The organism is Streptomyces sp. NPDC055239 (assembly GCF_053606205.1).
On the sequence record NZ_JBSGRD010000002.1, the window covers coordinates 481893 to 507926 of the forward strand.

Sequence of the window (26034 nt, forward strand, 5' to 3'; positions counted from 1 at the left end):
ACGGGCCCGTGACACCTCTAAACTGGGCGCGTGACCGAGAATCCTCAGCAGCAGACTCCAGCGCCCATCACCGAACTGCCGACCCAGTACGCGCCGGCCGAGGTAGAGGGGACGCTGTACGAGCGCTGGGTAGAACGCGGCTACTTCTCCGCCGACGAGGCGAGCGAGAAGCCTCCGTACACGGTCGTCATCCCGCCGCCGAACGTCACGGGCTCCCTGCACCTGGGCCACGCCTTCGAGCACACGCTCATCGACGCTCTCACCCGCCGCAAGCGCATGCAGGGCTTCGAGACGCTGTGGCAGCCGGGCATGGACCACGCCGGTATCGCCACGCAGAACGTCGTGGAGCGCGAGCTCGCCAAGGAGGGCAAGTCCCGCCACGACCTGGGGCGCGAGGAGTTCATCGACCGCGTCTGGCAGTGGAAGGACGAGTCCGGCGGGCAGATCTCCGGGCAGATGCGCCGCCTCGGCGACGGCGTCGACTGGTCGCGTGAGCGGTTCACGATGGACGAGGGTCTGTCCCAGTCCGTCCAGACCATCTTCAAGAAGCTCTACGACGACGAGCTGATCTACCGCGCCGAGCGCATCATCAACTGGTGCCCGCGCTGTCTGACCGCGATCTCCGACATCGAGGTCGAGTACCAGGACGACGAAGGCGAGCTCGTCTCGCTGAAGTACGGGGACGGGGACGAGACCCTCGTCGTCGCCACCACCCGCGCCGAGACGATGCTCGGTGACACGGCCATCGCCGTCCACCCCGACGACGAGCGGTACAAGCACCTCGTCGGCAAGCTGATCAAGCTGCCGCTGACCGACCGCTCGATCCCGGTCGTCGCGGACGAGCACGTCGACCCCGAGTTCGGCACGGGCTGCGTCAAGGTGACCCCGGCGCACGACCCGAACGACTTCGAGATCGGCCAGCGCCACGACCTGCCGAACATCGCGGTCATGGACGAGCACGCCGTGATCACCGTCCCTGGCCCCTTCCAGGGCCTCGACCGGCTCGAAGCCCGCAGCGCCATCGTCGGCGCCCTGCGCGCCGAGGGCCGCATCGTCGCCGAGAAGCGTCCGTACACGCACTCGGTCGGCCACTGCTCGCGCTGCAAGACCACGATCGAGCCGCGTCTGTCGATGCAGTGGTGGGTCAAGGTCGGCCCGCTCGCGAAGGCCGCCGGTGACGCGGTCCGCGACGGCAAGGTCGCGATCCACCCGCAGGAGATGGAGAAGCGCTACTTCGACTGGGTCGACAACCTCCACGACTGGTGCATCTCGCGCCAGCTGTGGTGGGGCCACCGGATCCCGGTCTGGTACGGGCCGAACGGCGAGGTCGTCTGCGTCGGACCCGACGACGAGGCGCCCACCGGCGAGGGCTGGACCCAGGACCTCGACGTCCTGGACACCTGGTTCTCCTCCGGCCTGTGGCCGTTCTCCACGCTCGGCTGGCCCGAGCGGACCGACAGCCTGGCGAAGTTCTATCCGAACTCCGTCCTGGTCACCGGCTACGACATCCTCTTCTTCTGGGTCGCCCGGATGATGATGTTCGGCCTGTACGCGATGGACGGCACCCCGCCGTTCCACACGATCGTGCTGCACGGCATGGTCCGCGACCAGTTCGGCAAGAAGATGTCGAAGTCCTTCGGCAACGCGGTCAACCCGCTCGACTGGATGGACAAGTACGGCTCGGACGCCGTCCGCTTCACGCTGGCCCGCGGCGCCAACCCCGGCGTCGACGTGCCGATCGGCGAGGACTGGGTCCAGGGCTCGCGCAACTTCGCCAACAAGATCTGGAACGCCACGCGCTTCGCGCTGATGAACGGCGCCACGATCGAGGGCGAGCTCCCGCCCGTGGAGCAGCAGTCGGCGACGGACCGCTGGATCCTGTCCCGGCTGAACGCGACGGTCGCCGAGGTCGACGCGTTCTACGACGACTACCAGTTCGCCAAGTTGTCGGACGCCCTCTTCCACTTCGCGTGGGACGAGGTCTTCGACTGGTACGTCGAGCTGTCCAAGACCACGTTCATGGGCGGCGGCGAGGCGGCGAAGGTCTCGGGCCGTGTCCTGGGCGAGGTCCTCGACGTGACGCTGCGCCTGCTCCACCCGATCGTCCCGTTCGTCACGGAGACGCTCTGGACGACGCTCACCGGCCGCGAGTCCCTCGTGATCGCCGAGTGGCCGAAGGACAGTGGCTTCCGTGACAGCGGGGCCGAGCAGGAGATCGAGACGCTCCAGCAGGTCATCACCGAGGTCCGCCGCTTCCGCGCCGATCAGGGGCTTCAGCCGGGCCAGAAGGTCCCGGCCCGCCTGACCCTGGACGGCACGGCGCTCGCCCCGCACGAGGCGGCCATCCGTCAGCTCCTGCGCCTCCTGCCGGAGGGCGAGGGCTTCGCGGCCACCGCCACGCTGCCGGTCTCGGGCGCCACGGTCGCGCTGGACCTGTCCGGCACGATCGACGTCGGGGCGGAGCGCAAGCGCCTCGCCAAGGACCTCGCGGCGGCCGAGAAGGAGAAGGCGCAGGCCACGGCGAAGCTCGGCAACGAAGCGTTCCTGGCGAAGGCGCCGGACAACGTGGTCGACAAGATCCGCGGCCGCCTCACCAAGGCGCACGCCGACATCAGCAGGCTGCAGGCCCAGCTGGACGGCCTGCCGCAGGCCTAGTCAGGCCTGTTCAGGTCTGATCAGGCAGTGGAGACAGGGCCCATGGAACCGACCGGTTCCATGGGCCCTGTCCCGTTCTCCGGTCCCGTCTCCTGCCCGGGGATGTACACCTGCTCGGGGATGTGAAGGCCGAGGCGCACAAGCTCCGCCTCGGCGAGCGCGTCGATGATGTCGGGGTCGCCGCCGCGCCAGCCCTCGGCGAGGCTTCCCGCGGTGGCGTCGGGGAGTTCGTACGCCGTCCGCGCGACCTCGTCCAGGGGCCGAAGGAGGGCGCGCAGGGCGAGCAGCTCGCGGCCGTCGGCGCTCGCGGCGAGCTCCTGGGCGGCTGCCGCCTGCCGGGTCCAGCGCAGGCGGCGGGGGAGCCAGCTGCTCAGCACGAGACCGACGGGTACGAGGAAGACGACGACGGCGCCCACGATCACCGCCGCGCGGACGGTCACCGGGTCCCCGGCTCCGGCGATGTCGGCGGCGGCCCGCAGCGCGGAGTCGACACGATCACCGACCAGGGGGAGACGGGAGGGATCGCCGAGCGACGGGGCGTGGGTCCGAGGCGTGGGGCGCGTGAGCAGACAGGCGAGCCGGTAGGCGACGAACGCCGTGGCGATCCACAGCGCGGTCCAGAGCAGGACCGCGCCGTCGCCGAGCAGCTGGCGGGTCCGTCGGCCGGGGTTCTGGGCATACCACATGGTCTGATTTGAACCCCGGGGACAAGCTTTCGAGGTCCGCCACGCCGTCGCCCTACGCCTCACACGACAAAGGTCATATATACGACAATGCGGGCAGTGTTGCCCGCTCCCACTCGACCGCCGCACCCCCCCGCCCCGAGACTCCCCGCCCAACCGGCCGCAGGCCTACGCCGCCGACATCACCCGCTCCAGCGCGTCGAAGTCCTCCACGCACTTTCCGCAGCCCATCGCCACGCTGTCCAAGGGGTCGTCGGCCACGAAGACCGGGATGCCGGTGGCCGACGCCATGCGGAGGTCAAGGGCCGGGAGCAGAGCTCCGCCGCCCGTCAGGACGATGCCGTGTTCCATGATGTCGCCCGAGAGCTCCGGCGGGCACTCCTCCAGGGTCGTGCGCACCGCGGCGATGACCGCCTCCACCGGCTCGTCGAGCGCCGCCCGCACCTCGGGCACCGTAAGCTCCACCGTCTTCGGCAGGCCGCGCACCTTCTCCCGCCCCCGCACGGTGAACGTCCGCGACTCAAGCGCTTCGTCCCCGGGCACCGGCCACGCCGAGCCGATGGCGACCTTGATGTCCTCGGCGGTCCGCTCGCCGATGAGCAGCCCGTGCTCCTTGCGCACGAAGTTCGTGATCGCCTCGTCCAGACGGTCCCCGCCCACCCGCAGCGACTGCGACGTGACGATCCCGCCCAGGGAGATGACGGCGACCTCGGACGTCCCGCCGCCGATGTCGACCACCATCGACCCCCGAGGCTCCGCCACCGGAAGCCCCGCCCCGATCGCCGCGGCCATCGGCTCCTCCACCAGGTGCACGGCACGGGCCCCCGCCCGCTGCGCCGCGTGCACGATGGCACGGCGCTCGACCGGCGTGACGCCGCTCGGCACGCACACCACCATGCGCGTACGGGGACGGCGCCCCGGTACGGCCTTGCGCACGAAGTGCCGGATCATCTCCTCGGCGGCTTCGTAGTCACTGATCACGCCGCCCTTCAGGGGGCGGATCGCGGTGATGGACCCCGGCGTACGGCCGATCGTCTCCTTGGCCTCCGTGCCGACGGCCAGGGCTGTGCGCGCCCCCTCCTTGACGGCGACCACGGACGGTTCGTTGAGCACGATGCCCTGCCCGCGCACGTAAAGAAGGGTGTTCGCTGTACCGAGGTCGATGCCTATGTCCATGATCACCAAGTTTGCCCGGCGATTGACCGGATCGGCGGGACCAAAGTCCCGAATCGACCGGGACCAAAGTCCTGACAGGGGCGGTGACAGGTCCCGGCGGCGACTGTCGGACCCCGTCCGTAGACTGGCGTGCGTGAGTGACCTCCCCCCGCCTGACAGCGAGCACCCCGACCGCGACGACAACGCCGACCGTTTTGACGAGATCGTCGAAGCCGAGACCGACCGCGACCCCGACCTCGCCGTGATCGAGGCGGGCAGTCGCACCCTGCGCACCCAGGCGGGCCCGCCCCAGGCGGACATCCCCTCGCGCCCCACCGACCCGGAGATCGACAAGGCGCTCCGCGAGGTCGAGACGGAGCTCGCGGGCCGCTGGGGAGAGACCAAGCTGGAGCCCTCCGTCAGCCGGATCGCCGCGCTGATGGACCTCCTTGGCGAGCCCCAGCACGCGTACCCCTCGATCCACATCACCGGCACGAACGGCAAGACGTCCACGGCCCGCATGATCGAGGCCCTGTTCACCGCCTTCGAGCTGCGCACCGGGCGTTACACGTCGCCGCACGTCCAGTCGATCACCGAGCGGATCAGCCTGGACGGCGCCCCCATCGAGGCCGAGCGCTTCGTGGAGGCGTACAACGACATCAAGCCGTACGTCGACATGGTCGACGCCAAGGAGGAGTTCAGGCTCTCCTTCTTCGAGGTGCTCACGGGCATGGCGTACGCGGCCTTCGCGGACGCCCCCGTGGACGTCGCCGTCGTCGAGGTCGGCATGGGCGGCAGCTGGGACGCGACGAACGTGATCGACGGCTCGGTGGCCGTCGTCACGCCCATCGACCTGGACCACACCGACCGCCTCGGCAGCACGCCGGGCGAGATCGCCGGCGAGAAGGCCGGCATCGTCAAGCCGGACGCGACGGTGATCCTCGCCCAGCAGCCGGTGGACGCCGCTCAGGTGCTCCTGAAGAAGGCCGTCGAGGTCGACGCGACGGTGGCCCGCGAGGGCCTGGAGTTCGGCATCGTCTCCCGCTCGGTGGCGGTCGGCGGTCAGCTCCTGACCCTGCGCGGTCTCGGCGGGGAGTACGAGGAGGTCTTCCTGCCCCTCCACGGCGCCTATCAGGCGCACAACGCCGTCGTCGCGCTCGCCGCGGTGGAGGCGTTCTTCGGCATCGGCTCGCAGCACGCGAGCCCGCTGGACATCGACACCATCCGCAAGGCCTTCGCCTCGGTCTCGTCGCCGGGCCGCCTGGAGGTCGTGCGCACCTCGCCGACCGTCGTCCTGGACGCCGCGCACAATCCGGCGGGCGCCCGCGCCACCGCCGAGGCGATCAGTGAGGTCTTCGACTTCAGCAACCTGATCGGCGTCGTCGCCGCGAGCGAGGGCAAGGACATGAAGGGGCTGCTCGAAGCCTTCGAGCCGATCTTCGCCGAGGTCGTCATCACGCAGAACTCCAGCCACCGCGCGATGGACGCGGACACGCTGGCCGGGCTCGCCGTCGAGGTCTTCGGCGACGAGCGTGTCCAGGTCGAGCCGCGCCTGCCGGACGCCCTTGAGGCCGCGATCACCCTCGCCGAGGAAGAAGGCGAGTACGCGGGCGGTGGCGTCCTGGTCACCGGCTCCGTCATCACCGTCGGCGAGGCCCGACTGCTCCTGGGGAGGGGCTGACTCCTGTGCGTACGCTCTGTGCTTCGACGCTGATCGGCGAGTTCTTCGTCATCGGCTTCGCCGGTCTGGTCGCCATGAAGGACCCGGACCTGTCGACGGGCACGGTCTGGACGGTCAGCGGCATCGCGATGCTGCTCAGCGTCCTGCTGTGCGGAATGATCACCCGGCCCGGCGGGGTGCAGCTGGGCTGGGCGCTGCAGATCGCGCTCATCGTGAGCGGGTTCGTCGTGCCGACCATGTTCTTCATGGGGGCGCTGTTCGCCGTGCTGTGGTGGGCCTCGCTGCACTTCGGCCAGAAGATCGACGAGGCGAAGGCCAGGTTCGCGGCGCAGGCCGAGTCCGGGGCAGGGGCCGAGGCCTAGCCCTTGCCGCCCAGGACGCCGGCCCGGCCGGGCGGGTTCAGGGGCCGGAGGTAACGCGGTGTAGTGGGTGCCGGTATTCTGCCGGGCAACCCACACACTCGTAGAAAAAATGCTTGGAGCCGCACATGACCCAGCGCACTCTCGTCCTGCTCAAGCCCGACACCGTCCGTCGTGGCCTGATCGGCGAGATCATCGGCCGTATCGAGCGCAAGGCGGGCTGGACGATCTCCGCTCTCGAACTGCGCTCGCTCGACCAGGAGACGCTGGAGCAGCACTACGGCGAGCACAAGGGCAAGCCCTTCTACGAGCCTCTGGTCGCCTTCATGGCCTCCGGCCCGGTCGTCGCGCTCGTCGTCGAGGGTGAGCGCGTCATCGAGGGCGTGCGCGCCCTCGCCGGTCCGACCGACCCGATCGCCGCGGCGCCCGGCTCGATCAGGGGCGACTTCGGCAGCATCGTCCGGGAGAACCTGATCCACGCGTCGGACTCCGAGGAGTCCGCCGAGCGCGAGCTGAAGATCTTCTTCCCGGGCGTCTGACGGGGCCGTCCGCCGGTCGGACGCAAGGATCTGACAGGCGCACGTAAAGAGTTCCGTAAAGACTTCTGACGCCTGGTCAGCAGGGCACCGCCCTGACCAGGGGTGGCCGAGAAAACCGGCCGCCCCTTGGCATATGCGGCCCCGATCGGGGGAACCCGTGCCTCCGATGGCACGTCTCCAAGAGCGAGGCGGCGCATCATCTGCTGACAATGGCGAAGACCCTAGCGCCGTGTTCGTGCAGGCGAGACTACGATGTAAGCCTCCACGCCACACAGCACCCACCTCGCCTACCTAAAAAGCCATCAGAAGCTCCAGGGAAGGCCAGACGCATCCTCATGGGGAACAACATGTCGTTCATCGGCCGTGACATGGCTGTCGACCTCGGGACCGCCAACACGCTGGTGTACGTCAGGGGTCGGGGGATCGTTCTCAACGAACCGTCCGTCGTCGCGATCAACACCAACACCGGTGGCATCCTCGCTGTCGGCGCCGAAGCCAAGAAGATGATCGGTCGCACGCCGGGCAACATCGTTGCCGTGCGGCCGCTGAAGGACGGCGTCATCGCCGACTTCGAGATCACCGAGCGGATGCTCCGCTACTTCATCCTGAAGATCCACAAGCGGCGCTACCTCGCCCGCCCGCGTGTCGTCGTCTGTGTGCCCTCCGGCATCACCGGAGTCGAGCGCCGCGCCGTCATCGAGGCCTCCTCGCAGGCCGGCGCGCGCCAGGTGCACATCATCGAGGAGCCCATGGCCGCGGCCATCGGTTCCGGCCTGCCGGTCCACGAGGCCACGGGCAACATGGTGGTCGACATCGGCGGCGGCACCACCGAGGTCGCCGTGATCTCGCTCGGAGGAATCGTCACGGCACAGTCGATCCGTGTCGCGGGCGACGAGCTGGACAACGCGATCATCCAGCACATCAAGAAGGAGTACTCCCTCCTCCTCGGTGAGCGCACGGCCGAGCAGATCAAGATCACCATCGGTTCGGCGTACGACATGGACGCCGACGAGCACACCGAGATCCGCGGCCGTGACCTGGTCTCCGGTCTTCCCAAGACCGTCGTCATCTCCGCGGCCGAGGTGCGCAAGGCCATCGAGGAGCCGGTCAACGCGATCGTCGACGCGGTCAAGACGACCCTCGACAAGTGCCCGCCGGAGCTTTCCGGTGACGTGATGGACCGCGGCATCGTTCTCACCGGAGGCGGCGCCCTGCTGCGCGGCCTCGACGAGCGACTGCGCCGCGAGACGGGCATGCCGATCCACATCGCCGAGGACCCGCTGGACAGCGTGGCGCTCGGCTCCGGCAAGTGCGTCGAGGAGTTCGAGGCGCTTCAGCAGGTCCTTGACGCGTCGCCGCGCCGCTGAGAGTGGCGCGAACCCGCGACAAGGGTGTCCGCCGTACGAGTGCCTGTCACCTCGTGCGGCGGATCGTTGATATAGAGGCCTTTAGAAGGCACGCACAGTTGCTCAGAATTCCAGAGATTTCCAACTGAGGAAGGCACGGCCGCCGCACGTGAGGGACACACGAGAGAGCCGGCTGCTCCTGGTGCTGCTGATCGCCATCGCGTTCGCTTTGATCACGGTGGACATCCGCGGCGGCGAGGACTCGCCGGTCGACGGTGCCCGCCAGGCCGCCGCCACGGTCTTCGGCCCGGTCGAGGACGGAGTGTCGTCCGCGGTCGACCCGATCGGCAACGCCATCGGCGCGGTACGGGACTCCGGCGACCGGCATGACCGGATCGCCGAACTCACGCGGCAGAACGCCGCGTTGAAGGCGAAGCTCGGCAGCGACGACCGCAACCGCAGCAGGGTCAGACAGCTCGACAGCATGCTCAAGAGCGCAGGCGCGGGGCAGTACGGCATCAAGGGCGCCGAAGTCATCGGCATAGGAGCGGCCCAGGGCTTCTCCTGGACCGTGACCATCGACGCGGGCGCCAACGACGGACTCAAGCGCGACATGACCGTCCTGAACGGCGACGGCCTGGTCGGCCGCGTCACCACGGTCGGCCCCAGCACCGCGACCGTCCTGCTCGCCAACGACCCCGACTTCACCGTCGGCACCCGCATGGAGAAGACCGACGAGCTCGGCTTCGCCACCGGACAAGGCGACCGCCCGCTCTCGGTACAGATGCTCAACGGCAAGGCCAAGGTCAAGAAGGGCGACCGCCTGGTCACCTTCGGCTCGCAGGCCGACAAGCCGTTCGTGCCCGGTGTGCCGGTCGGCCAGGTCGTCCGGGTCGACCCGTCGGGCGGTGACCTGACGCGCAACATCTACATCAAGCCGTACGTCGGCTTCACCAAGCTGGACATCGTCGGTGTCGTCGTCGAAGCGCCCCGCGAGGACCCGCGCGACACGGTCCTGCCGAAGAAGCCCGCCAAGCCGAAGCCGACCCCGACGGTGACCGTGACGGCCACGCCGTCAGGACAGGCCCAGGCCGACGGCGCCGACAACGGCAACGAGCAGTAGGAGCACCGGACCCATGCGCTTCAACCGAATCCTGCTCTCCATCACCCTGGTGGTCGTCGCCCTGGTCGTCCAGGTCAGCGTCCTCGCCAGGCTGCAACTGCCCGGCGCGGTCCCGGACCTGGTGCTGCTCACGGTGCTCGGCCTCGCCCTGGTCTACGGCCATGTGGGCGGCGCCCTCGTCGGCTTCGGCGCCGGGCTCCTCGCCGACCTGGCCCCGCCCGCCGACCACGCGGCAGGGCGGTACGCCCTGGTGCTCTGCGTCGTCGGCTACCTCGCGGGCCTTGCCAAGCCCGAGACCGGACGGCTCAGGTCGGCCAGCGGACCGCTCGTCGTGGTCGTCGGCGCCGCCATCGGATCCACCCTGCTGTACGCGGGCGTGGGCGCCCTCGTCGGGGACACCGCGGCGCGTCACGTGGGCCTGGGCGGGCTCCTCTTCACGGCCGCCCTGTACGACCTGCTCCTCGCGCCGTTCACCGTGCCGCTGATCATCGCGCTCGCCCGGAAGGCCGAGAACGACCCGCTGGGGGAGACCTCTCCCGCAAGCAAGGCCGCGGACGTCTCCAACGGCTGGCTCTCCTCGGGCACCGGCCTGCGCATCGGCAACCAGCGCGGCGGCCTGCGGATGAAGGCGGCCAAGGCCCGCGTCGCACGCGCCGGACGCATCAAGGGGGTCAAGCGCCTGTGACTGAAGCGCAGTTGGCCCCGTACCCGACGGGCCGCGCACACAGGTCGGTCGTGTACACGTACTACTCGTACACACACTGAGAGGGGGAGGAAAAGCAGTGACCAACATCCCCGAGACCGGACGGACCCCAAGAGTCCAGATCCGCCTCATCGTCATCCAGATCCTTGTGCTCTCCCTCCTCCTCACCCTCGGCGGCCGACTCTGGTACCTCCAGATCCGCAACGGCGAGGAGTACAAAGAGGAAGCCTCCGGCAACCACGTCCAGCAGGTCGTCGACCCCGCCGTACGCGGCTCGATCCTCGACGCCCGCGGTGTGCCGATCGCCGACAACGAGACCCGGCTCGTCGTCTCCGCGTCCCGCACCGAGCTGATGAAGATGAAGGACGACGGCAAGGCGGCCCTCGCCAAGCTCGCCGACGTCCTTGGCATGAGCGCCAAAGAAGTCGGCGACAAGGTCCGCCTCTGCGACTCCAAGACCCCGCAGCCCTGCTGGAACGGCTCGCCCTACCAGCCGATCCCGATCACGGACGAGGCCTCGCCCAAGCAGGCCCTCCAGATCCGCGAGCGCGCCGAGGACTTCCCCGGCATCACCGCCGAGCCCACCGCCGTCCGCCGCTATGCCGCGCCCGGCAAGTCCAACACCGCCCAGGTGCTCGGCTACCTCTCGCCCGTCACCGACGACGAGATCAAGAAGGCCGAGAACACCGAATCGCCGTTCCTCCGTTCCGACCAGGTCGGCCGCTCCGGCCTCGAGCGGACGTACGACGCGCAGCTGCGCGGCAAGGCGGGCGTCACCCGCTACGAGGTCGACAACCTCGGCCGCGTCATCGGCAAGGCCAAGGACGACCCGGCGGAGCCCGGCGCGAACGTCGTCACCAGCATCGACGCGCGCGTGCAGGCCCTGTCCGAGTACTGGCTGGACGACGCGATGAAGAAGGCCCGCCAGGAGTTCGACAAGAACACCAACGAGAACTACAAGGCCGACGCGGGCGCCGTCGTCGTCATGGAGAACAAGACCGGACGCATCGTCTCCATGGCGTCCAACCCGACCTACGACCCCAACGCCTGGGTCGGCGGCATCTCCGGCAAGGACTACGCGCAGCTCACCGGCAAGAAGTCCAACTACCCGCTCCTGAACCGCGCCATCCAGGGCCAGGCGGCCCCCGGCTCGATCTTCAAGGTCATCCCGACGGCGGCGGCGGTCAACGCGGGCTACGACTTCAACGGGCGCTACCCCTGCCCCAGCTCGTACTCCATCGGCGGTCAGACCTTCAAGAACTTCGAGTCCCAGGGCCACGGCAGCATCACCCTCGGCCAGGCACTCGAGGTCTCCTGCGACACCGTCTTCTACAAGCTCTCGCACGACCAGTGGTCCAAGGACGGCGGCAACAAGCCGAAGAAGGACGCCAAGGACTGGTTCTACAAGACGGCCCACCAGTTCGGTCTCGGCAAGGAGACCGGCATCGACCTGCCGAACGAGGTCACAGGCCGCGTCCCGGACCGCCAGTGGAAGAAGGACTTCTGGAAGGCGAACAAGGACGGCTGGTGCAAGCAGGGCAAGAAGGGCGGCGACTACGTCCAGCAGATCGCGTACGAGAACTGCCTCGAAGGCATGAAGATGCGCGCCGGTGACTCCGTCAACTACTCCATCGGACAGGGCGACACCCTCGTCACGCCGATACAGATGGCGACGATCTACTCCGCGATCGCCAACGGCGGCACCCTGCACGACCCCACGGTCGGCAAGGCGATCATCAGCGCCGACGGCAAGCAGACGCAGGAGATCAAGCCGAAGTCGCACGGCAAGCTGCCCATGAGCCAGAAGACCCGGAGCGACATAGACGGTGCCCTCGCCGACGTCGCCACCAAGGGAACGGCCGCCTGGCGGTTCGGCGGCTGGCCGCAGGACAAGATCCCGATGCACGCCAAGACGGGTACGGCCGAGGTCCACGGCAAGCAGACCACCTCGTGGTTCGCGACGTACACCAAGGACTACTCGATCGTGATGACGATCTCCCAGGGTGGTACGGGTTCCGGGGCGTCGGGCCCCGCCGTCCGCAAGATCTACGACGGTATCTACGGCCTTGACGACAGCGGCAAGCAGAACCTCAAGAAGGCCCTGCTGCCCCAGCCGCAGAAGAACCTGCCGAAGATCGAGACCGACGGTTCGATCGACTCCCCGAAGCTCAAGCCGTACAAGCCGGAGGCCCCCAAGCCGCCGCAGGAGCAGCAGGAACTGGCGGGCGCGCCCGCGAACGGGAGGCGCGACTAGTGGCCGGGAACAATGGCTTCTCCGTCTCCGGATACGGGCCCGAGCGCTCATCGATGACGTCCCGCGCGCTCGCCCGCGACTCGCTGGTGCGCAGGCTCGACTGGCCGATACTGCTCTGCGCGATCGCGCTCTCCGCGATCGGCTCCGCGCTGGTCTTCTCGGCGACGCGCAACCGCACCGAGCTGGTCGGCGACGACCCGTACGCCTTCTTGTTCAAGCACGTCCTGAACACCGGCATCGGCATCGCCCTGATGGCGGGCACGATCTGGCTCGGCCACCGCACCCTGCGGACGGCCGTGCCGATCCTCTACGGCATCTCCGTCTTCCTCGTCCTGCTCGTCCTCACCCCGCTCGGCGCGACGATCAACGGCGCGCACGCGTGGATCGTGGTCGGCGGCGGCTTCTCGCTGCAGCCCTCCGAGTTCGTGAAGATCACGATCATCCTGGGCATGGCGATGCTGCTGGCGGCACGGGTGGACGCGGGCGACCGGGACCACCCCGACCACCGCACGGTGCTGCAGGCCCTTGGCCTGGCCGCCGTACCGATAATGATCGTGCTCCTCATGCCCGACCTCGGGTCGGTCATGGTGATGGCGATGATCGTCCTTGGCGTGCTTCTCGCGTCGGGCGCCTCCAACCGCTGGGTCTTCGGACTCCTCGGCACGGGCGCGGCGGGCGCGATCGCCGTCTGGCAGCTCGGCGTCCTCGACGACTACCAGATCGCCCGCTTCGCGGCCTTCGCCAACCCCGCGCTCGACCCGGCGGGCGTCGGCTACAACACCAACCAGGCGCGCATCGCGATCGGCTCCGGCGGTCTTTCGGGCACCGGCCTCTTCAAGGGCTCGCAGACCACGGGGCAGTTCGTGCCCGAGCAGCAGACGGACTTCGTCTTCACCGTCGCGGGCGAGGAGCTCGGCTTCGCGGGCGCGGGTCTCATCCTGGTCCTGCTCGGCATCCTGCTCTGGCGGGCCTGCCGCATCGCACGCGAGACGACCGAGCTGTACGGCACCATCGTCGCCGCCGGGATCATCGCCTGGTTCGCCTTCCAGGCCTTCGAGAACATCGGCATGACGCTCGGCATCATGCCGGTGGCGGGACTGCCACTGCCCTTTGTGTCCTACGGAGGATCATCGATGTTCGCGGTCTGGGTGGCGGTGGGGCTGCTTCAGTCCATCAAGGTGCAGCGGCCGATGTCGGCGTAGGCCTGTCGCAGGTCTGCCCTTGGCCTGCGATCGCGTCTAGATTCGGTTCATGGCGGAGACGAAGCGCGAGATCGAGCGTAAGTACGACGTCGGGGCGGACGCGGCGCTGCCCGACCTTTCCGGCGTGGCCGGAGTCGCGGACGTCGTCCACAAAGGCGTCGTCGAACTGGACGCCACCTACTGGGACACTCCAGATCAGCGCCTCGCCGCCTCCTCCGTCACCTTGCGCCACCGCACCGGCGGTGGCGACGCGGGCTGGCACCTCAAGCTGCCGGTCGCGCTCGCGGACGGGGTGCGGGACGAGATCCACGCGCCCCTCTCGCAGGGCGTGCCGCGCTCGCTGCTCGGCCTCGTGCGTTCGCGTGTGCGCGAGGCCGAACTGGTCCCCGTCGTCCGCCTGTTGTCCGCCCGGGAGCTCTGCCACCTCGTCGACGCGCAGGGCGCCCTCCTCGCCGAGGTCAGCATCGACGGAGTACGGGCCGAGCGGCTCACCGAGGGCGGTGGTACGGCCGGGTGGTCCGAGATCGAGGTGGAACTGGCGGACGACGGCGACCCCGCGCTGCTCGACAAGGTCGAGAAGAAGCTGAAGAAAGCGGGCGTGCGGCGGTCCGCGTCGACCTCGAAGCTGAGCAGGGCGCTCGCGGAGACGGCGCCGAAGGAAAGCCTGGAGCTCCCCAAAACCCTCAAGAGCGGCAAGAAGGCGGGCAAGAGCGAGGCGGTGGCCCAGGCCGTGAAGGAGGCCGTCGGCGAGGGGCCCGGGACCGTGGGCGACCACGTCCTCGCCTACCTCCGAGCCCAGCACGACGCACTCGTCGCCCTGGACCCCGACGTCCGCCGCGACCTGCCGGACTCCGTGCACCAGATGCGGGTCGCCACGCGCCGCATGCGCAGCGCGTTCCGCTCGTTCCGGAAGATCCTGGACCGCAGCGTCACCGACCCGGTCGGCGACGAGCTGAAGTGGCTCGCGGGCGAGCTCGGCGTCGACCGTGACCAGGAGGTCCTGACCGAGCGGCTCACGGCCCGCATCGCCGCCGTACCGAGGACCCTGCTCCTTGGCCCCGTCCGCGGACGCCTGCGCATCTGGAGCGTCTCCCGCCGCAGCGGCTCCCGGCGCAGGACGGTCGCGGTACTCGACGGGAAGCGGTACTTGATGCTCCTGGAGTCCGTGGAAGCCCTGCTCGCCGACCCCCCGCTGCTCCAGGCCGCCGCCGCTCCCGTGGGCAAGGCGCTCCCCAAGGCCGTACTCAAGGACTACCGTCGCCTCGCATCCCGCGTCGAGCACGCCCTTGAGCTGCCCCCGGGCGAGAAGCGGGACGTCGCCATGCACGAGGCCCGCAAGGCCGCCAAGCGCGCCCGGTACGCGGGCGAGGCGGCGACGCCCGCGCTCGGCAAGCCCGCCAAGCGGTTCGCCAAGCAGATGAAGGCCGTCCAGGGCGTCCTCGGCGACCACCAGGACAGCGTCGTCGCCCGAGACGCGCTGCGGACCCTGGCGATACAGGCCCACTCGGCGGGCGAGACCGCCTTCACCTGGGGACTCCTGTACGGCCAGGAGGAAGCGGCTGCGACGGACAGGGAGCGGGAGCTGCCTCAGGTGTGGGCCAAGGCCTCGAAGGCGAAACTGCGGGCGGATCTGGGCGGCTGACTGCCGGGGTACGCTTGATGGTCACCCCTGCCAGCTCATGAGAGACGCCGAGATGCCTGTCGAGTCCGTCTTCCCACGCCTGGAAGCGCTTCTCCCGCACGTCCAGAAGCCCATCCAGTATGTCGGTGGGGAGCTCAACTCCACCGTCAAGGACTGGGACGCTTGTGACGTCCGCTGGGCGCTGATGTACCCCGACGCGTACGAGGTCGGGCTGCCCAACCAGGGCGTCATGATCCTCTACGAGGTACTGAACGAGCGCGACGGCGTCCTCGCCGAGCGCACGTACAGCGTCTGGCCCGACCTCGAAGAGCTGATGCGGGAGCACAAGGTCCCGCAGTTCACCGTGGACAGCCACCGCCCCGTCGGCGCCTTCGACGTGTTCGGGCTCAGCTTCTCCACCGAGCTCGGCTACACGAACATGCTCACCGCCCTTGACCTCGCGGGCATCCCGCTCGAGTCCAAGGACCGCACGATCGACGACCCGATCGTCCTCGCCGGAGGCCACGCGGCCTTCAACCCCGAGCCGGTCGCGCAGTTCATCGACTGCGCGGTCATCGGCGACGGCGAGCAGGCCGTGCTCGACATGACGGCGATCATCCGCGAGTGGAAGTCCGAGGGCCGCCCCGGCGGCCGCGAGGAGGTCCTGTTCCGCCTCGCGAGGACCGGCAGCGTCTACGTCCCCGGGTTCTACGACGTCGAGTACCTCCCGGACGGGCGGATCGGCCGCGTCGTACCGAACAAGTCCGGTGTCCCGTGGCGCGTTTCCAAGCACACCGTCATGGACCTGGACGAGTGGCCCTACCCGAAGCAGCCCCTCGTGCCGCTCGCGGAGACCGTCCACGAGCGCATGTCCGTGGAGATCTTCCGCGGCTGCACCCGCGGCTGCCGCTTCTGCCAGGCCGGCATGATCACGCGCCCCGTGCGGGAGCGAAGCATCACCGGCATCGGCGACATGGTGGAGAAGGGCCTGAAGGCGACCGGCTTCGAAGAGGTCGGCCTGCTCTCCCTGTCCTCCGCGGACCACTCGGAGATCGGGGACGTCGCCAAGGGCCTCGCGGACCGGTACGAGGAAGACAAGATCGGCCTCTCCCTGCCCTCGACCCGCGTCGACGCCTTCAACATCGACCTCGCCAACGAGCTGACCAGGAACGGCCGCCGTTCCGGTCTGACGTTCGCCCCTGAGGGCGGCAGCGAGCGGATGCGGAAGGTCATCAACAAGATGGTCTCCGAAGAGGACCTGATCCGCACCGTCGCGACCGCGTACGGCAACGGCTGGCGCCAGGTCAAGCTGTACTTCATGGTCGGCCTGCCCACCGAGACCGACGAGGACGTCCTGCAGATCGCGGACATGGCGGCGAACGTCATCGCCAAGGGCCGCGAGGTCGCGGGCAACGACATCCGCTGCACGGTCTCCATCGGCGGCTTCGTGCCCAAGCCGCACACGCCCTTCCAGTGGGCCCCGCAGCTGTCGGCGCAGGAGACGGACTCCCGTCTCACGAAGTTGCGCGACAAGATCCGCGGCGACAAGAAGTACGGCCGCTCGATCGGCTTCCGCTACCACGACGGCAAGCCCGGCATCGTCGAGGGCCTGCTCTCGCGCGGTGACCGTCGTATCGGCTCCGTCATCCGCGCCGTGTACGAGGACGGCGGCCGCTTCGACGGCTGGCGCGAGCACTTCAGCTACGACCGCTGGATGGCCTGCGCCGAGAAGACGCTGCCCGACTTCGGCGTGGACGTCGACTGGTACACGACGCGTGAGCGCACGTACGAGGAGGTCCTGCCCTGGGACCACCTCGACTCCGGTCTCGACAAGGACTGGCTCTGGGACGACTGGCAGGACTCGCTCGACGAGACCGAGGTCGAGGACTGCCGCTGGACCCCGTGCTTCGACTGCGGCGTGTGCCCGCAGATGCAGACCGAGATCCAGATCGGCCCGACCGGCAAGAAGCTCCTTCCGCTGTCGGTGGTGAAGTAGGTGGAGCGGCCGGGGTCGGTGGACGGGGCGGGTGTTCCTCAACTCGCCCCGCCCTCCGGCCTCGTGCATCTCTCCTTCATCGCCGCCATGGAGGAGTTCCGCGCCGAGGGGCGCGGCGGCGATGACGACGACACGACGCTCGGCCGCACCCTGCGCGACTACGGCGACAAGTGGCACGACCCGGTGGTCTTCGAGCGCTACGTGGCCGAGGTGCGCGCCGCCGTGCACCCCGCAGAGCCGTTCTCCGTCCCCGTGACGACCCTCTGGTACGCGGACGGCGCCGACTACTTGGGCCGTCTCGCCGTCCGGCACAACGTCAACACGCGCTTCCTGCGCGAGTACGGCGGCCACATCGGCTACGACGTACGCCCCACCGCCCGCCGCCGCGGCCACGCCACGGCGATGCTGATCGGCAGCCTGCCGCACGCCCGCGCGCTCGGCCTCGCATCGGTCCTGGTCACCTGCGACACCGACAACACCGGTTCGCGCAAGGTGATCGAGGCCGCAGGCGGCGCGTTCGAGGACGAACGCGGCGGAAAGCTGCGTTACTGGATCCCGACCGGCGACTGACCGGCGACTGACCGGGGATTGACCGAACCAGCAGCCTCCACTGAAGCGTCTAGGACGGCATGGACCTGGAAAAGCGGCCCTCGCTGCACAAGCGTGAGCCGGAGCAGCAGCCGCTCGACACCCCTCAACCGCAGGCCGAGGGGTGTCTCGCCGTCGCGATCCGCATCCCGGTGCGGATCGTGGTGCTCGTGCTCGTCGTGCCGGTACGCCTGCTGTGGGACGCGCTCGCCGTGTGCGGCCGCTTTCTGTACTTCAGGGCGCTGCGGCCCGTGGGGCGCGCGTTCGCCTGGCTGGGCAGGACGCTGATCGTGACGCCGCTGGAGTGGCTGAACGAGTACGTCTTCACGCCGGTCGCGCGCGGTATCGGCATCGGTCTGGTGTGGCTGCTCAAGGCTGTGTTCGTGTGGCCGTGGGTGGGGCTTTGGCGGTATGTGGTCGTGCCCGTGGGCAAGGGGCTCGCGTGGCTCGGGCGCGTGCTCGTCGTGATCCCGGCCGTGTGGCTCTACGCGTCGGTCCTCACGCCCATAGGACATGGCATCGCCTGGCTGTGCAGGGGAGTTGGGCACGGCTTCGTGTGGCTGTACGCGTCCGTCCTCGCGCCGGTCGGGCGCGCGATCGCCTGGCTCGCGCGGGGCGTCGCTGCGGGGGCCTCGGTGGCCGGACGCGGTATCGGTTTCGGTCTGGTGTGGCTGCTCAAGGCTGTGTTCGTGTGGCCGTGGGTGGGGCTTTGGCGGTATGTGCTCGTGCCCATGGGCAAGGGGCTCGCGTGGCTCGGGCGCGTGCTCGTCGTGATCCCCGCCGTCTGGCTGTACGCGTCCGTCCTCACGCCGGTCGGGCACGCGATCGCCTGGCTCGCCAAGGGAATCGGGGCGGGCATCGCCTGGACGGCATGGGGGATCGGGGCCGGGGCCAGCTGGCTCCTCCGGGGGATCGGGACGGTGCTCGGCGCTCTGGGGCGCTGGATCTTCGTCGTGCCCGCCGTCGCCCTGTGGCGCTGGGTGCTCGCGCCCGTCGGGCGGGGCATCGCGGTCGTCGTACGCGAGATCGTCGGCGCGCTCGGACACGCCTGGCGGATCGCCGGGTACATCTCGCTCGCCGTGGGGCGCTTCCTCGGCCGGCTCCTGCGGTGGCTCTTCGTCGACCCGGTGCGCTGGGTGTACCGCTCGGTCCTCGCTCCCGTCGGGCACGTCCTGCGCGACGGGGTCTGGCGCCCTGCCGCCCAGGCGGTGAAGGACGCGGGCCGCGCCACCCGGCAGGCCCTTGCCGCAGCCCGCCAGAGCGTGCGGGACGCCCGTGCCGACGTACGGCGCATGCTGTTCGGGGCGCCGAAGGGACAGGTCCCTGTCGGGGCGGCCTCGGCGGAGCCCGCGCCGGTGCCCGTGGCCCGGCGGGAACCTGACACGCCCGGGGCACGTACTCTAGGTAGCAGTACGACCGCACTCACGAAGGACTAGAACACTGGGCAAGCGACAGCCCGAAGGCCCGCCGCCCGCTCCCGCGGTGCAGCGCATCCGACTGCGCTACACCAAGCGCGGCCGCCTCCGGTTCACCAGCCACCGTGACTTCCAGCGCGCCTTCGAGCGGGCGCTGCGCCGAGCCGATGTGCCCATGGCGTACTCGGCGGGGTTCACGCCGCACCCCAAGGTGTCGTACGCCAATGCCGCACCCACCGGCACGGGCAGTGAGGCCGAGTACCTGGAGATCGCGCTCACCGAGCCGCGTGACCCCGACAAGCTGCGCGAGCTGCTCGACGAGTCGATGCCGAACGGCCTCGACATCGTGGACGCCGTCGAGTCCCGTACGTCGGGGCTCGCCGACCGGCTCACCGGGTCCATCTGGGAGCTGCGCCTTAACGGCGTGGAGCCCGCGGACGCGGAGCGTGCCGCCGAGGCCTTCCGGGCCGCGGAGAGCGTCGAGGTCCAGCGCCGTGCGAAGAACGGTATGCGGACGTTCGATGCCCGTGCGGCCGTCGTGAGTCTTGAGGCAATCGCCTCTGACGAGGCACTCAGCCACGACGCTGATAGGCCGACCGACCAGCCCTGTGCGATACTGCGGCTGGTTGTTCGGCACGTGACACCTGCCGTACGACCCGACGACGTCTTGTCCGGTCTCAGAGCTGTAGCTGACCTGGCGCCGCCGGTCGCCGCAGCGGTGACCAGGCTGGCGCAGGGGCTTCTTGACGACGAGACCGGCACGGTGACCGACCCGCTCGCGCCCGACCGCGAGGCAGCCACGGCCCCACTTGAGAACCAAGGGGTCGCCGCAGCCGCCGCGAAGGTGCCGGCGACGGAAGGTCCCGCGTAGGGACGCGCGTCGAAGCGCCGCCCTCGTACTCGGGAGCCACCTGGGTCGGGCAGCGCACTGACCGAGACTTTCGCCAGGCCGTCCGCATTTGGGCGTACGGAACCGGTGAGACAGACACATAGAGCTCCCGTGCGGCGCCCACGCCCCCGGATGGCGGCCCCGCGTAGGTGAGCGAGAGCCGCGGACATCACCGGACCAGGCGCGGCGCCCGGGAGCGTGACGGGAGAACCGCCCGCATGCTTGAGCCGAACGAACCCACTGAGGGCTCGGACAACAACACACCCAGCGACACCCTTCCGCCGCGCCGCAGGCGCCGTGCGGCGTCGCGGCCCGCCGGGCCGCCCGTGGGTGGCACCGAGGGTGCCGGGGGCACAGCTCCGGCCATACCGGCCACCCCCGCCGCCGAAGAGCCCGCCAAGGCCGCCGCTCCGGAGCCGGAACCGGCCGAGGAAGCCGCTCCCGCCCCGCGTCGCCGCCGGGCCACCCGCCGCGCTTCGGCTCCCGCCGGTGCGCCGCAGGGCGCTGAGACGGCCGCCGAAGCGCCGGTCGCCGAGCCCGCAGCGGCCGAGGCCGAGCCTGAAGAGACCACTCCCGCCCCGCGCCGCCGCCGGGCCACCCGCCGCGCCTCCGCGCCCGCCGGTGCGCCGCAGGCCGCCGAGGCCGCCGCAGAGACGCCCGTAGTGGCCGAGCCCGCCGCCGAGGAGCCCGCCGCCGCGCCCGAGGCACAGCCGGAGTCCGGCGACGCCGCCCCGCGCCGTGCCCGCCGCCGCGCGACCCGCGGTTCGTCCGCGCCCGCCGCGGAGACGCAGGCCGAGCAGGCCCCCGCCGAGCCGAAGGCCGAAGCCGCGCCCGCCGCGGGCAAGCAGACCCCCGAAGCGGAACCCGCCGAAGCCGAAGATGACGCGCCCACCGGCCGCCGTCCCCGCCGTGCCACCCGCAAGGCCGCCGCCGGATTCTCGGCGCCCGCCCCGACGCGGGCCCGCAAGGCGCGCGGCGGTGACACCGAGGAGGGCTCCGGAAGGAAGCCGCGCCCCGCAGTCGCCGTCTTCCAGGCGCCGGTGTTCGCCGCGCCGATGTTCCAGACCCCCGAGAGCGCTGCCGCCGCTGCCGCCGCCGAAGCGGCCGACGAGCCCGCCGAAGAGGTCGAGGCCGAGCCCGTCGCCGCCGCACCCGTGGTGGAGGAGGAGACCGGAGGGCGCCGCCGCCGCAACCGCCGCCGGGCCGCCGAGGAGCAGCCCGCCGCCGAGCGCGAGCCCGCCAAGCCCGCCGCGAAGGCCGTCGAGGCCGAGTCCCCCGAGCCCGAAGAGGCCGAGGACACCGCCGAGGACAGCGACACCAACGACACCAACGACAACGACGAGTCCGACGACTCCGGTGAGCGCCACGGCCGCCGTCGCCGTCGTGGTGGCCGTCGCCGTCGCCGCGGTGAGTCCGCCGACGACTCCGACCAGCAGGACGCGGACGCCGATTCCGACACGGACGCCGCCGAGGACGTCAAGGACACCGAAGACGCCAAGCACGCGGCCGAGCAGGACGATGACGAGGCCGATGACAACGGCTCGGGCGCCGGCTCGAGCAGCAGCCGTCGCCGCCGTCGCCGCCGCCGTCGTGCCGGTGACTCCGGTGAGGCCGAGAGCACCGCGGACGGCGACCCGGAGCGTACGGTCGTCAAGGTCCGTGAGCCGCGCAAGAAGGAAGAGCGCGAGCTGGGCACCGGCGTCGACGAGGTCACGTCCATCAAGGGCTCGACCCGCCTGGAGGCCAAGAAGCAGCGCCGCCGCGAAGGCCGCGAGCAGGGCCGCCGTCGTGTGCCGATCATCACCGAGGCCGAGTTCCTGGCGCGCCGCGAGGCCGTCGAGCGCGTGATGGTCGTCCGCCAGAACGGCGAGCGCACCCAGATCGGCGTCCTTGAGGACAACGTGCTCGTCGAGCACTACGTCAACAAGGAGCAGGCCACCTCGTACGTGGGCAACGTCTACCTCGGCAAGGTGCAGAACGTCCTGCCGTCGATGGAGGCCGCCTTCATCGACATCGGCAAGGGCCGCAACGCCGTGCTCTACGCCGGTGAGGTCAACTTCGAGGCGCTCGGGATGGCCAACGGCCCGCGCCGCATCGAGTCGGCCCTCAAGTCGGGCCAGTCGGTCCTCGTGCAGGTCACGAAGGACCCGATCGGCCACAAGGGCGCCCGCCTCACCAGCCAGGTCTCGCTGCCCGGCCGCTACCTGGTCTACGTGCCCGAGGGCTCGATGACCGGCATCAGCCGCAAGCTGCCCGACACCGAGCGCGCGCGGCTGAAGACCATCCTCAAGAAGATCGTCCCCGAGGACGCGGGCGTCATCGTGCGCACCGCCGCCGAGGGCGCGAGCGAGGACGAGCTGCGCCGTGACGTCGAGCGTCTGCAGCAGCAGTGGGAAGAGATCCAGAAGAAGGCGAAGAACGGCGGCGCCGCGCCGACCCTTCTGTACGGCGAGCCGGACATGACCGTCCGTGTCGTCCGCGACATCTTCAACGAGGACTTCTCCAAGGTCATCGTCAGCGGTGACGAGGCCTGGGACACCATCCACGGATACGTCTCCCACGTCGCCCCCGACCTGGCCGACCGCCTCAACCGCTGGACCTCCGAGGTCGACGTCTTCGCGACGTACCGCATCGACGAGCAGCTGATGAAGGCCCTGGACCGCAAGGTCTGGCTGCCCAGCGGCGGCTCGCTGGTGATCGACAAGACCGAGGCGATGATCGTCGTCGACGTCAACACCGGCAAGTTCACCGGTCAGGGCGGCAACCTCGAAGAGACCGTGACGAGGAACAACCTCGAAGCGGCCGAGGAGATCGTGCGCCAGCTGCGCCTGCGTGACCTCGGTGGCATCGTCGTCATCGACTTCATCGACATGGTGCTCGAGTCCAACCGGGACCTGGTCCTGCGCCGTCTGCTCGAATGCCTGGGCCGTGACCGTACGAAGCACCAGGTGGCCGAGGTCACCTCGCTCGGTCTCGTGCAGATGACCCGTAAGCGGGTCGGCCAGGGCCTCCTGGAGTCCTTCTCCGAGACCTGCGTCCACTGCAACGGCCGCGGCGTGATCGTGCACATGGAGCAGCCGACGGCCGCCGGTGGCGGCGGCAAGCGCAAGAAGCGCGGGCGCGGCGGCTCCGAGCAGGGCCAGGAGCACACGCACGAGCACGAGACCCACGACAGTCACGACACAGCCGACGAGGTCGAGACCGAGTCCGAGGCCGAGGTCGCCGCTGAGGCCGCTGCTCCGATGGCGCTTCCCGAGCCGGAGTTCGTGCCGGACGAGGAGCTCTACAGCAGCGCGTCCGAGGCCGAGGCAGCCGCGTCCCGCGGTGGCCGTTCGCGCCGCAGGGCGACCCGTCGGGCCTCGGCTCCGGCCGGCGCCCCGAAGGCGGAGACCGGGCCCACGGAGAGCGCCCCGAAGTCGGAGAAGTCGGAGAAGTCGGAGAAGTCGGAGAAGAAGCGGTCCAGGTCCCGGCAGGCCGCCACGGCCGAGGCTCCGGCCGCCGAGGACCCGGTCGTCGAGGCTCCGGTCGCACCGGCCCAGGAGGAGGCTGCTCCGCAGCCTGCCGCCGCCGTCGTCGATGCCGCTCCTGAGGCGCCCGTGGACGATGCCGCTCCCAAGGGACGTACGCGCCGTCGTGCGACCCGCAAGGCGACGTCGCCCGCAGGTTCGCCGAAGAGCGCGCAGAGCGCCGAGCCTCAGGCCGCCGAGGTGATCGTCACCGAGGCGCCCAAGGCGGAGCCCGTCGCCGCGGAGCCGGTGGCCGCCGCCGAGGCAGCCCCTGCCGACGCCGCTCCGGCCCGTCCGCGCCGCCGTGCGGTCCGCAAGGCCACCGCGCCGACCACTTCATCCGATGAGGCGGCCGTCCTGGTCGTCCCGTCGGCCGAGAAGGTCACGGAGGCCCCGGAGAAGGTCACGGAGAAGCCCGAGGCGGACACCGCCGAGGAAGCCGCTCCGGCCAAGAAGACGGCGCGTAAGACCGCCGCCAAGAAGGCGCCCGCGAAGAAGACGGCCGCCAAGAAGACCGCGACCGCCGCCAAGAAGACGGCCGCAAAGAAGACGACGGCCAAGAAGGCGTCGAAGACGACGAAGAAGACCGCCGCGGCGGAGCAGGCGCCGGCCGGCGTCAAGGCCTCCGCGGCCGACGAGGGCTGACCCCCTCCTTCTTAGTCCGTATGTATGTCCGGGTGCCCCCGGCACGGTGATCTTGCCGTGCCGGGGGCATCTCGTTGTGGGAACTTGGAACAGAGTGAAGTACCTGTAAAACTCATGTGGTTGATGAGAGAGCACGCGGGCGTGGCGTCTGGGGAGACGTTCCGTTCGTGTCAGGGGAGGGGATGGACGATGGCGCACGGTCGCCTGAAGGGCACGGGACGTCACCGTGCCGTGAAGCAGATTAAGGGTGGACGCCAGGCCGTCGCGCTCGCCACGGTCCTGTCGGCGGCGGGGATCCAGACGGTGAGCGCCGTGGGGACGGCGGCCGCAGATGATCAGGCACCGCCACTGGCCGAGGCGCCGATCTTCAACGATCCGCTGGGCACCCCCGATCAGCAGTACGCGATACGCACCCGACTGATCGACCTGACGAACGCCGCGGTGCCGGGGTCGACCATCAAGGTCGCGGTCTACCACGTGTGGGAGGCCTCGGTCGTCGACGCGCTCGTGGCGGCCAAGAACCGCGGTGTGCACGTACAGATGCTGCTCGACGAGACCAGCAGGAGCGATCGCCCCACGAACACCTCGTACAGCACGCTCGCGGCGAATCTCGGCACGGACAAGAACAAGTCGTCCTTCGTGCGGCTCTGCCCGGCGGACAAGTCCTGCCTGGGCGATCCCCGGTACGGCAAGTCGATCATGCACAACAAGTTCTGGCTGTTCTCGCAGGTCGAGGGCGCCAGGGACGTCGTCGTACAGACCACGTCGAACTCGACGCCCTCCGCGCACACGCGGTTCTTCAACGACGCGCTGCAGCTCCCGAACAACCCGACGATGTACGACGCGTACGCCGACTACTTCACCGACATGGTCGGCAAGGACTGGCGTAACTGGGACTACCGCACGGTCAGCGACGGCCTCTACAAGGCGTACTTCTTCCCGCGCTCCGGCACGGTCAACGAGACCGACACAATGTACTCGGTCCTGAACAACGTGCAGTGCAACTACAAGGACGCGGCCGGCGTCGCCCGGCACACCAACGTCCGCGCCTCGATCTTCAAGATCACCCGGAAGCAGATAGCCGACAAGCTCGTCTCGCTCAAGAAGGCGGGCTGCACGGTGAGCATCGTCTACGCCGAGACCGACAGCGCCAAGAGCCAGGGCGGCACCCCCGGCACCTGGGAGACGCTGCACAAGTCCGGCGGGCCCGCGATCCGCTGTTTCAACGACGACCGTGACCCGCTGCACCCCGGCACCAAGCTGGTGACGCCCTTCATCATCCACTCGAAGTACCTGCTCATCGACGGCAAGTACGACGGCAAGCAGAACAAGATCTCCTTCACCGGCTCGCAGAACTACACGGCGCCCGCCCTGCGCGAGAACGACGAGGCGATCGTGAAGGTCGACGACGACTCGGTGCACGACGCGTACCGCGCCCACTTCGACCACGTACGGACCGTGGCCTGGCCCGGAACGGCCGACAAGACCGACTTGTGCAAGGGCGTCAAGCCGCTGCCGCCGGACGGTGAGAAGCCGGTTTGACCCTTCCGGCCCAGCCCCGTAATCTTGACCGTCGGCGTGTCAGTAGGTACGCCCTACCCCTGTAAACCTGATTTCCTTCCGGCGCCTGGCGTCCGGGAGAGGCCGACCGCGTCATGCGGACGGCTGGACTTC

18 protein-coding genes are annotated in these 26034 nt (G+C 69.8%); 16 read left to right on the forward strand and 2 right to left on the reverse strand.

Annotated elements, in window-relative coordinates; all coding sequences use genetic code 11:
• Positions 1 to 30: 30 nt before the first annotated feature.
• A complete protein-coding gene (locus ACWFRJ_RS08340; RefSeq protein ID WP_453525745.1) occupies positions 31 to 2655 on the forward strand; it encodes a valine--tRNA ligase in 2625 nt (874 codons plus the stop codon).
• A gap of 20 nt (positions 2656 to 2675) precedes the next feature.
• Here the strand turns inward: ACWFRJ_RS08340 and ACWFRJ_RS08345 are convergent, their stop codons facing one another.
• A complete protein-coding gene (locus ACWFRJ_RS08345) occupies positions 2676 to 3341 on the reverse strand; it encodes a hypothetical protein (protein WP_453525748.1) in 666 nt (221 codons plus the stop codon).
• Between the two features lie 165 nt (positions 3342 to 3506).
• On the reverse strand, positions 3507 to 4514 hold the full coding sequence (locus ACWFRJ_RS08350) for a rod shape-determining protein (RefSeq protein ID WP_453525751.1): 1008 nt from the start codon (positions 4512 to 4514) through the stop codon (positions 3507 to 3509).
• A 133-nt stretch (positions 4515 to 4647) separates the two neighbouring features.
• On the opposite strand from ACWFRJ_RS08350, the gene folC reads away from it, so the two are divergent.
• From folC to ACWFRJ_RS08425, 15 genes are all read left to right on the forward strand, one after another.
• Positions 4648 to 6174: a bifunctional tetrahydrofolate synthase/dihydrofolate synthase gene (gene folC / locus ACWFRJ_RS08355; RefSeq protein ID WP_453525754.1), complete on the forward strand. Its 1527-nt coding sequence runs from the start codon at positions 4648 to 4650 to the stop codon at positions 6172 to 6174.
• 5 nt (positions 6175 to 6179) lie between these two features.
• Entirely contained in the window at positions 6180 to 6536 is a 357-nt protein-coding gene (locus ACWFRJ_RS08360; RefSeq protein WP_453525758.1) for a DUF4233 domain-containing protein, read from the forward strand.
• Positions 6537 to 6661: 125 nt separating this feature from the next.
• Complete coding sequence (ndk, locus tag ACWFRJ_RS08365) at positions 6662 to 7072, forward strand: nucleoside-diphosphate kinase (RefSeq protein ID WP_453525761.1); 411 nt, start codon at positions 6662 to 6664, stop codon at positions 7070 to 7072.
• A gap of 347 nt (positions 7073 to 7419) precedes the next feature.
• Complete coding sequence (locus ACWFRJ_RS08370) at positions 7420 to 8439, forward strand: rod shape-determining protein (protein WP_160505014.1); 1020 nt, start codon at positions 7420 to 7422, stop codon at positions 8437 to 8439.
• 148 nt (positions 8440 to 8587) lie between these two features.
• Positions 8588 to 9541 (forward strand): rod shape-determining protein MreC, encoded by a 954-nt coding sequence (gene mreC, locus ACWFRJ_RS08375; protein WP_453525764.1) that lies wholly within the window; start codon positions 8588 to 8590, stop codon positions 9539 to 9541.
• Between the two features lie 13 nt (positions 9542 to 9554).
• Positions 9555 to 10226 (forward strand): rod shape-determining protein MreD, encoded by a 672-nt coding sequence (gene mreD / locus ACWFRJ_RS08380; RefSeq protein WP_453525767.1) that lies wholly within the window; start codon positions 9555 to 9557, stop codon positions 10224 to 10226.
• 97 nt (positions 10227 to 10323) lie between these two features.
• Complete coding sequence (gene mrdA, locus ACWFRJ_RS08385) at positions 10324 to 12498, forward strand: penicillin-binding protein 2 (RefSeq protein ID WP_453525770.1); 2175 nt, start codon at positions 10324 to 10326, stop codon at positions 12496 to 12498.
• Positions 12498 to 13700: a rod shape-determining protein RodA gene (gene rodA / locus ACWFRJ_RS08390; protein WP_453525773.1), complete on the forward strand. Its 1203-nt coding sequence runs from the start codon at positions 12498 to 12500 to the stop codon at positions 13698 to 13700. The genes mrdA and rodA overlap by 1 nt, the downstream gene beginning before the upstream one ends.
• Positions 13701 to 13749: 49 nt before the next feature.
• A complete protein-coding gene (locus ACWFRJ_RS08395; RefSeq protein ID WP_453525776.1) occupies positions 13750 to 15342 on the forward strand; it encodes a CYTH and CHAD domain-containing protein in 1593 nt (530 codons plus the stop codon).
• A 52-nt stretch (positions 15343 to 15394) separates the two neighbouring features.
• Positions 15395 to 17317, forward strand: coding sequence for a TIGR03960 family B12-binding radical SAM protein (locus ACWFRJ_RS08400; protein WP_453525779.1), 1923 nt, complete (start codon positions 15395 to 15397; stop codon positions 17315 to 17317).
• A complete protein-coding gene (locus tag ACWFRJ_RS08405) occupies positions 17318 to 17887 on the forward strand; it encodes a GNAT family N-acetyltransferase (RefSeq protein WP_453525782.1) in 570 nt (189 codons plus the stop codon). It abuts the gene before it with no gap.
• 59 nt (positions 17888 to 17946) lie between these two features.
• The gene (locus ACWFRJ_RS08410) at positions 17947 to 19341 is read left to right on the forward strand and encodes a hypothetical protein (RefSeq protein ID WP_453525785.1); all 1395 of its coding nucleotides are present in this window, start codon (positions 17947 to 17949) and stop codon (positions 19339 to 19341) included.
• A 46-nt stretch (positions 19342 to 19387) separates the two neighbouring features.
• Positions 19388 to 20191: a TIGR03936 family radical SAM-associated protein gene (locus ACWFRJ_RS08415; protein WP_453525788.1), complete on the forward strand. Its 804-nt coding sequence runs from the start codon at positions 19388 to 19390 to the stop codon at positions 20189 to 20191.
• Positions 20192 to 20427: 236 nt separating this feature from the next.
• The gene (locus ACWFRJ_RS08420) at positions 20428 to 24360 is read left to right on the forward strand and encodes an Rne/Rng family ribonuclease (protein ID WP_453525791.1); all 3933 of its coding nucleotides are present in this window, start codon (positions 20428 to 20430) and stop codon (positions 24358 to 24360) included.
• A 189-nt stretch (positions 24361 to 24549) separates the two neighbouring features.
• Positions 24550 to 25902, forward strand: a complete 1353-nt coding sequence (locus tag ACWFRJ_RS08425; protein ID WP_453525795.1) for a phospholipase D-like domain-containing protein — start codon at positions 24550 to 24552, stop codon at positions 25900 to 25902.
• The last annotated feature ends 132 nt before the right edge of the window (positions 25903 to 26034 follow it).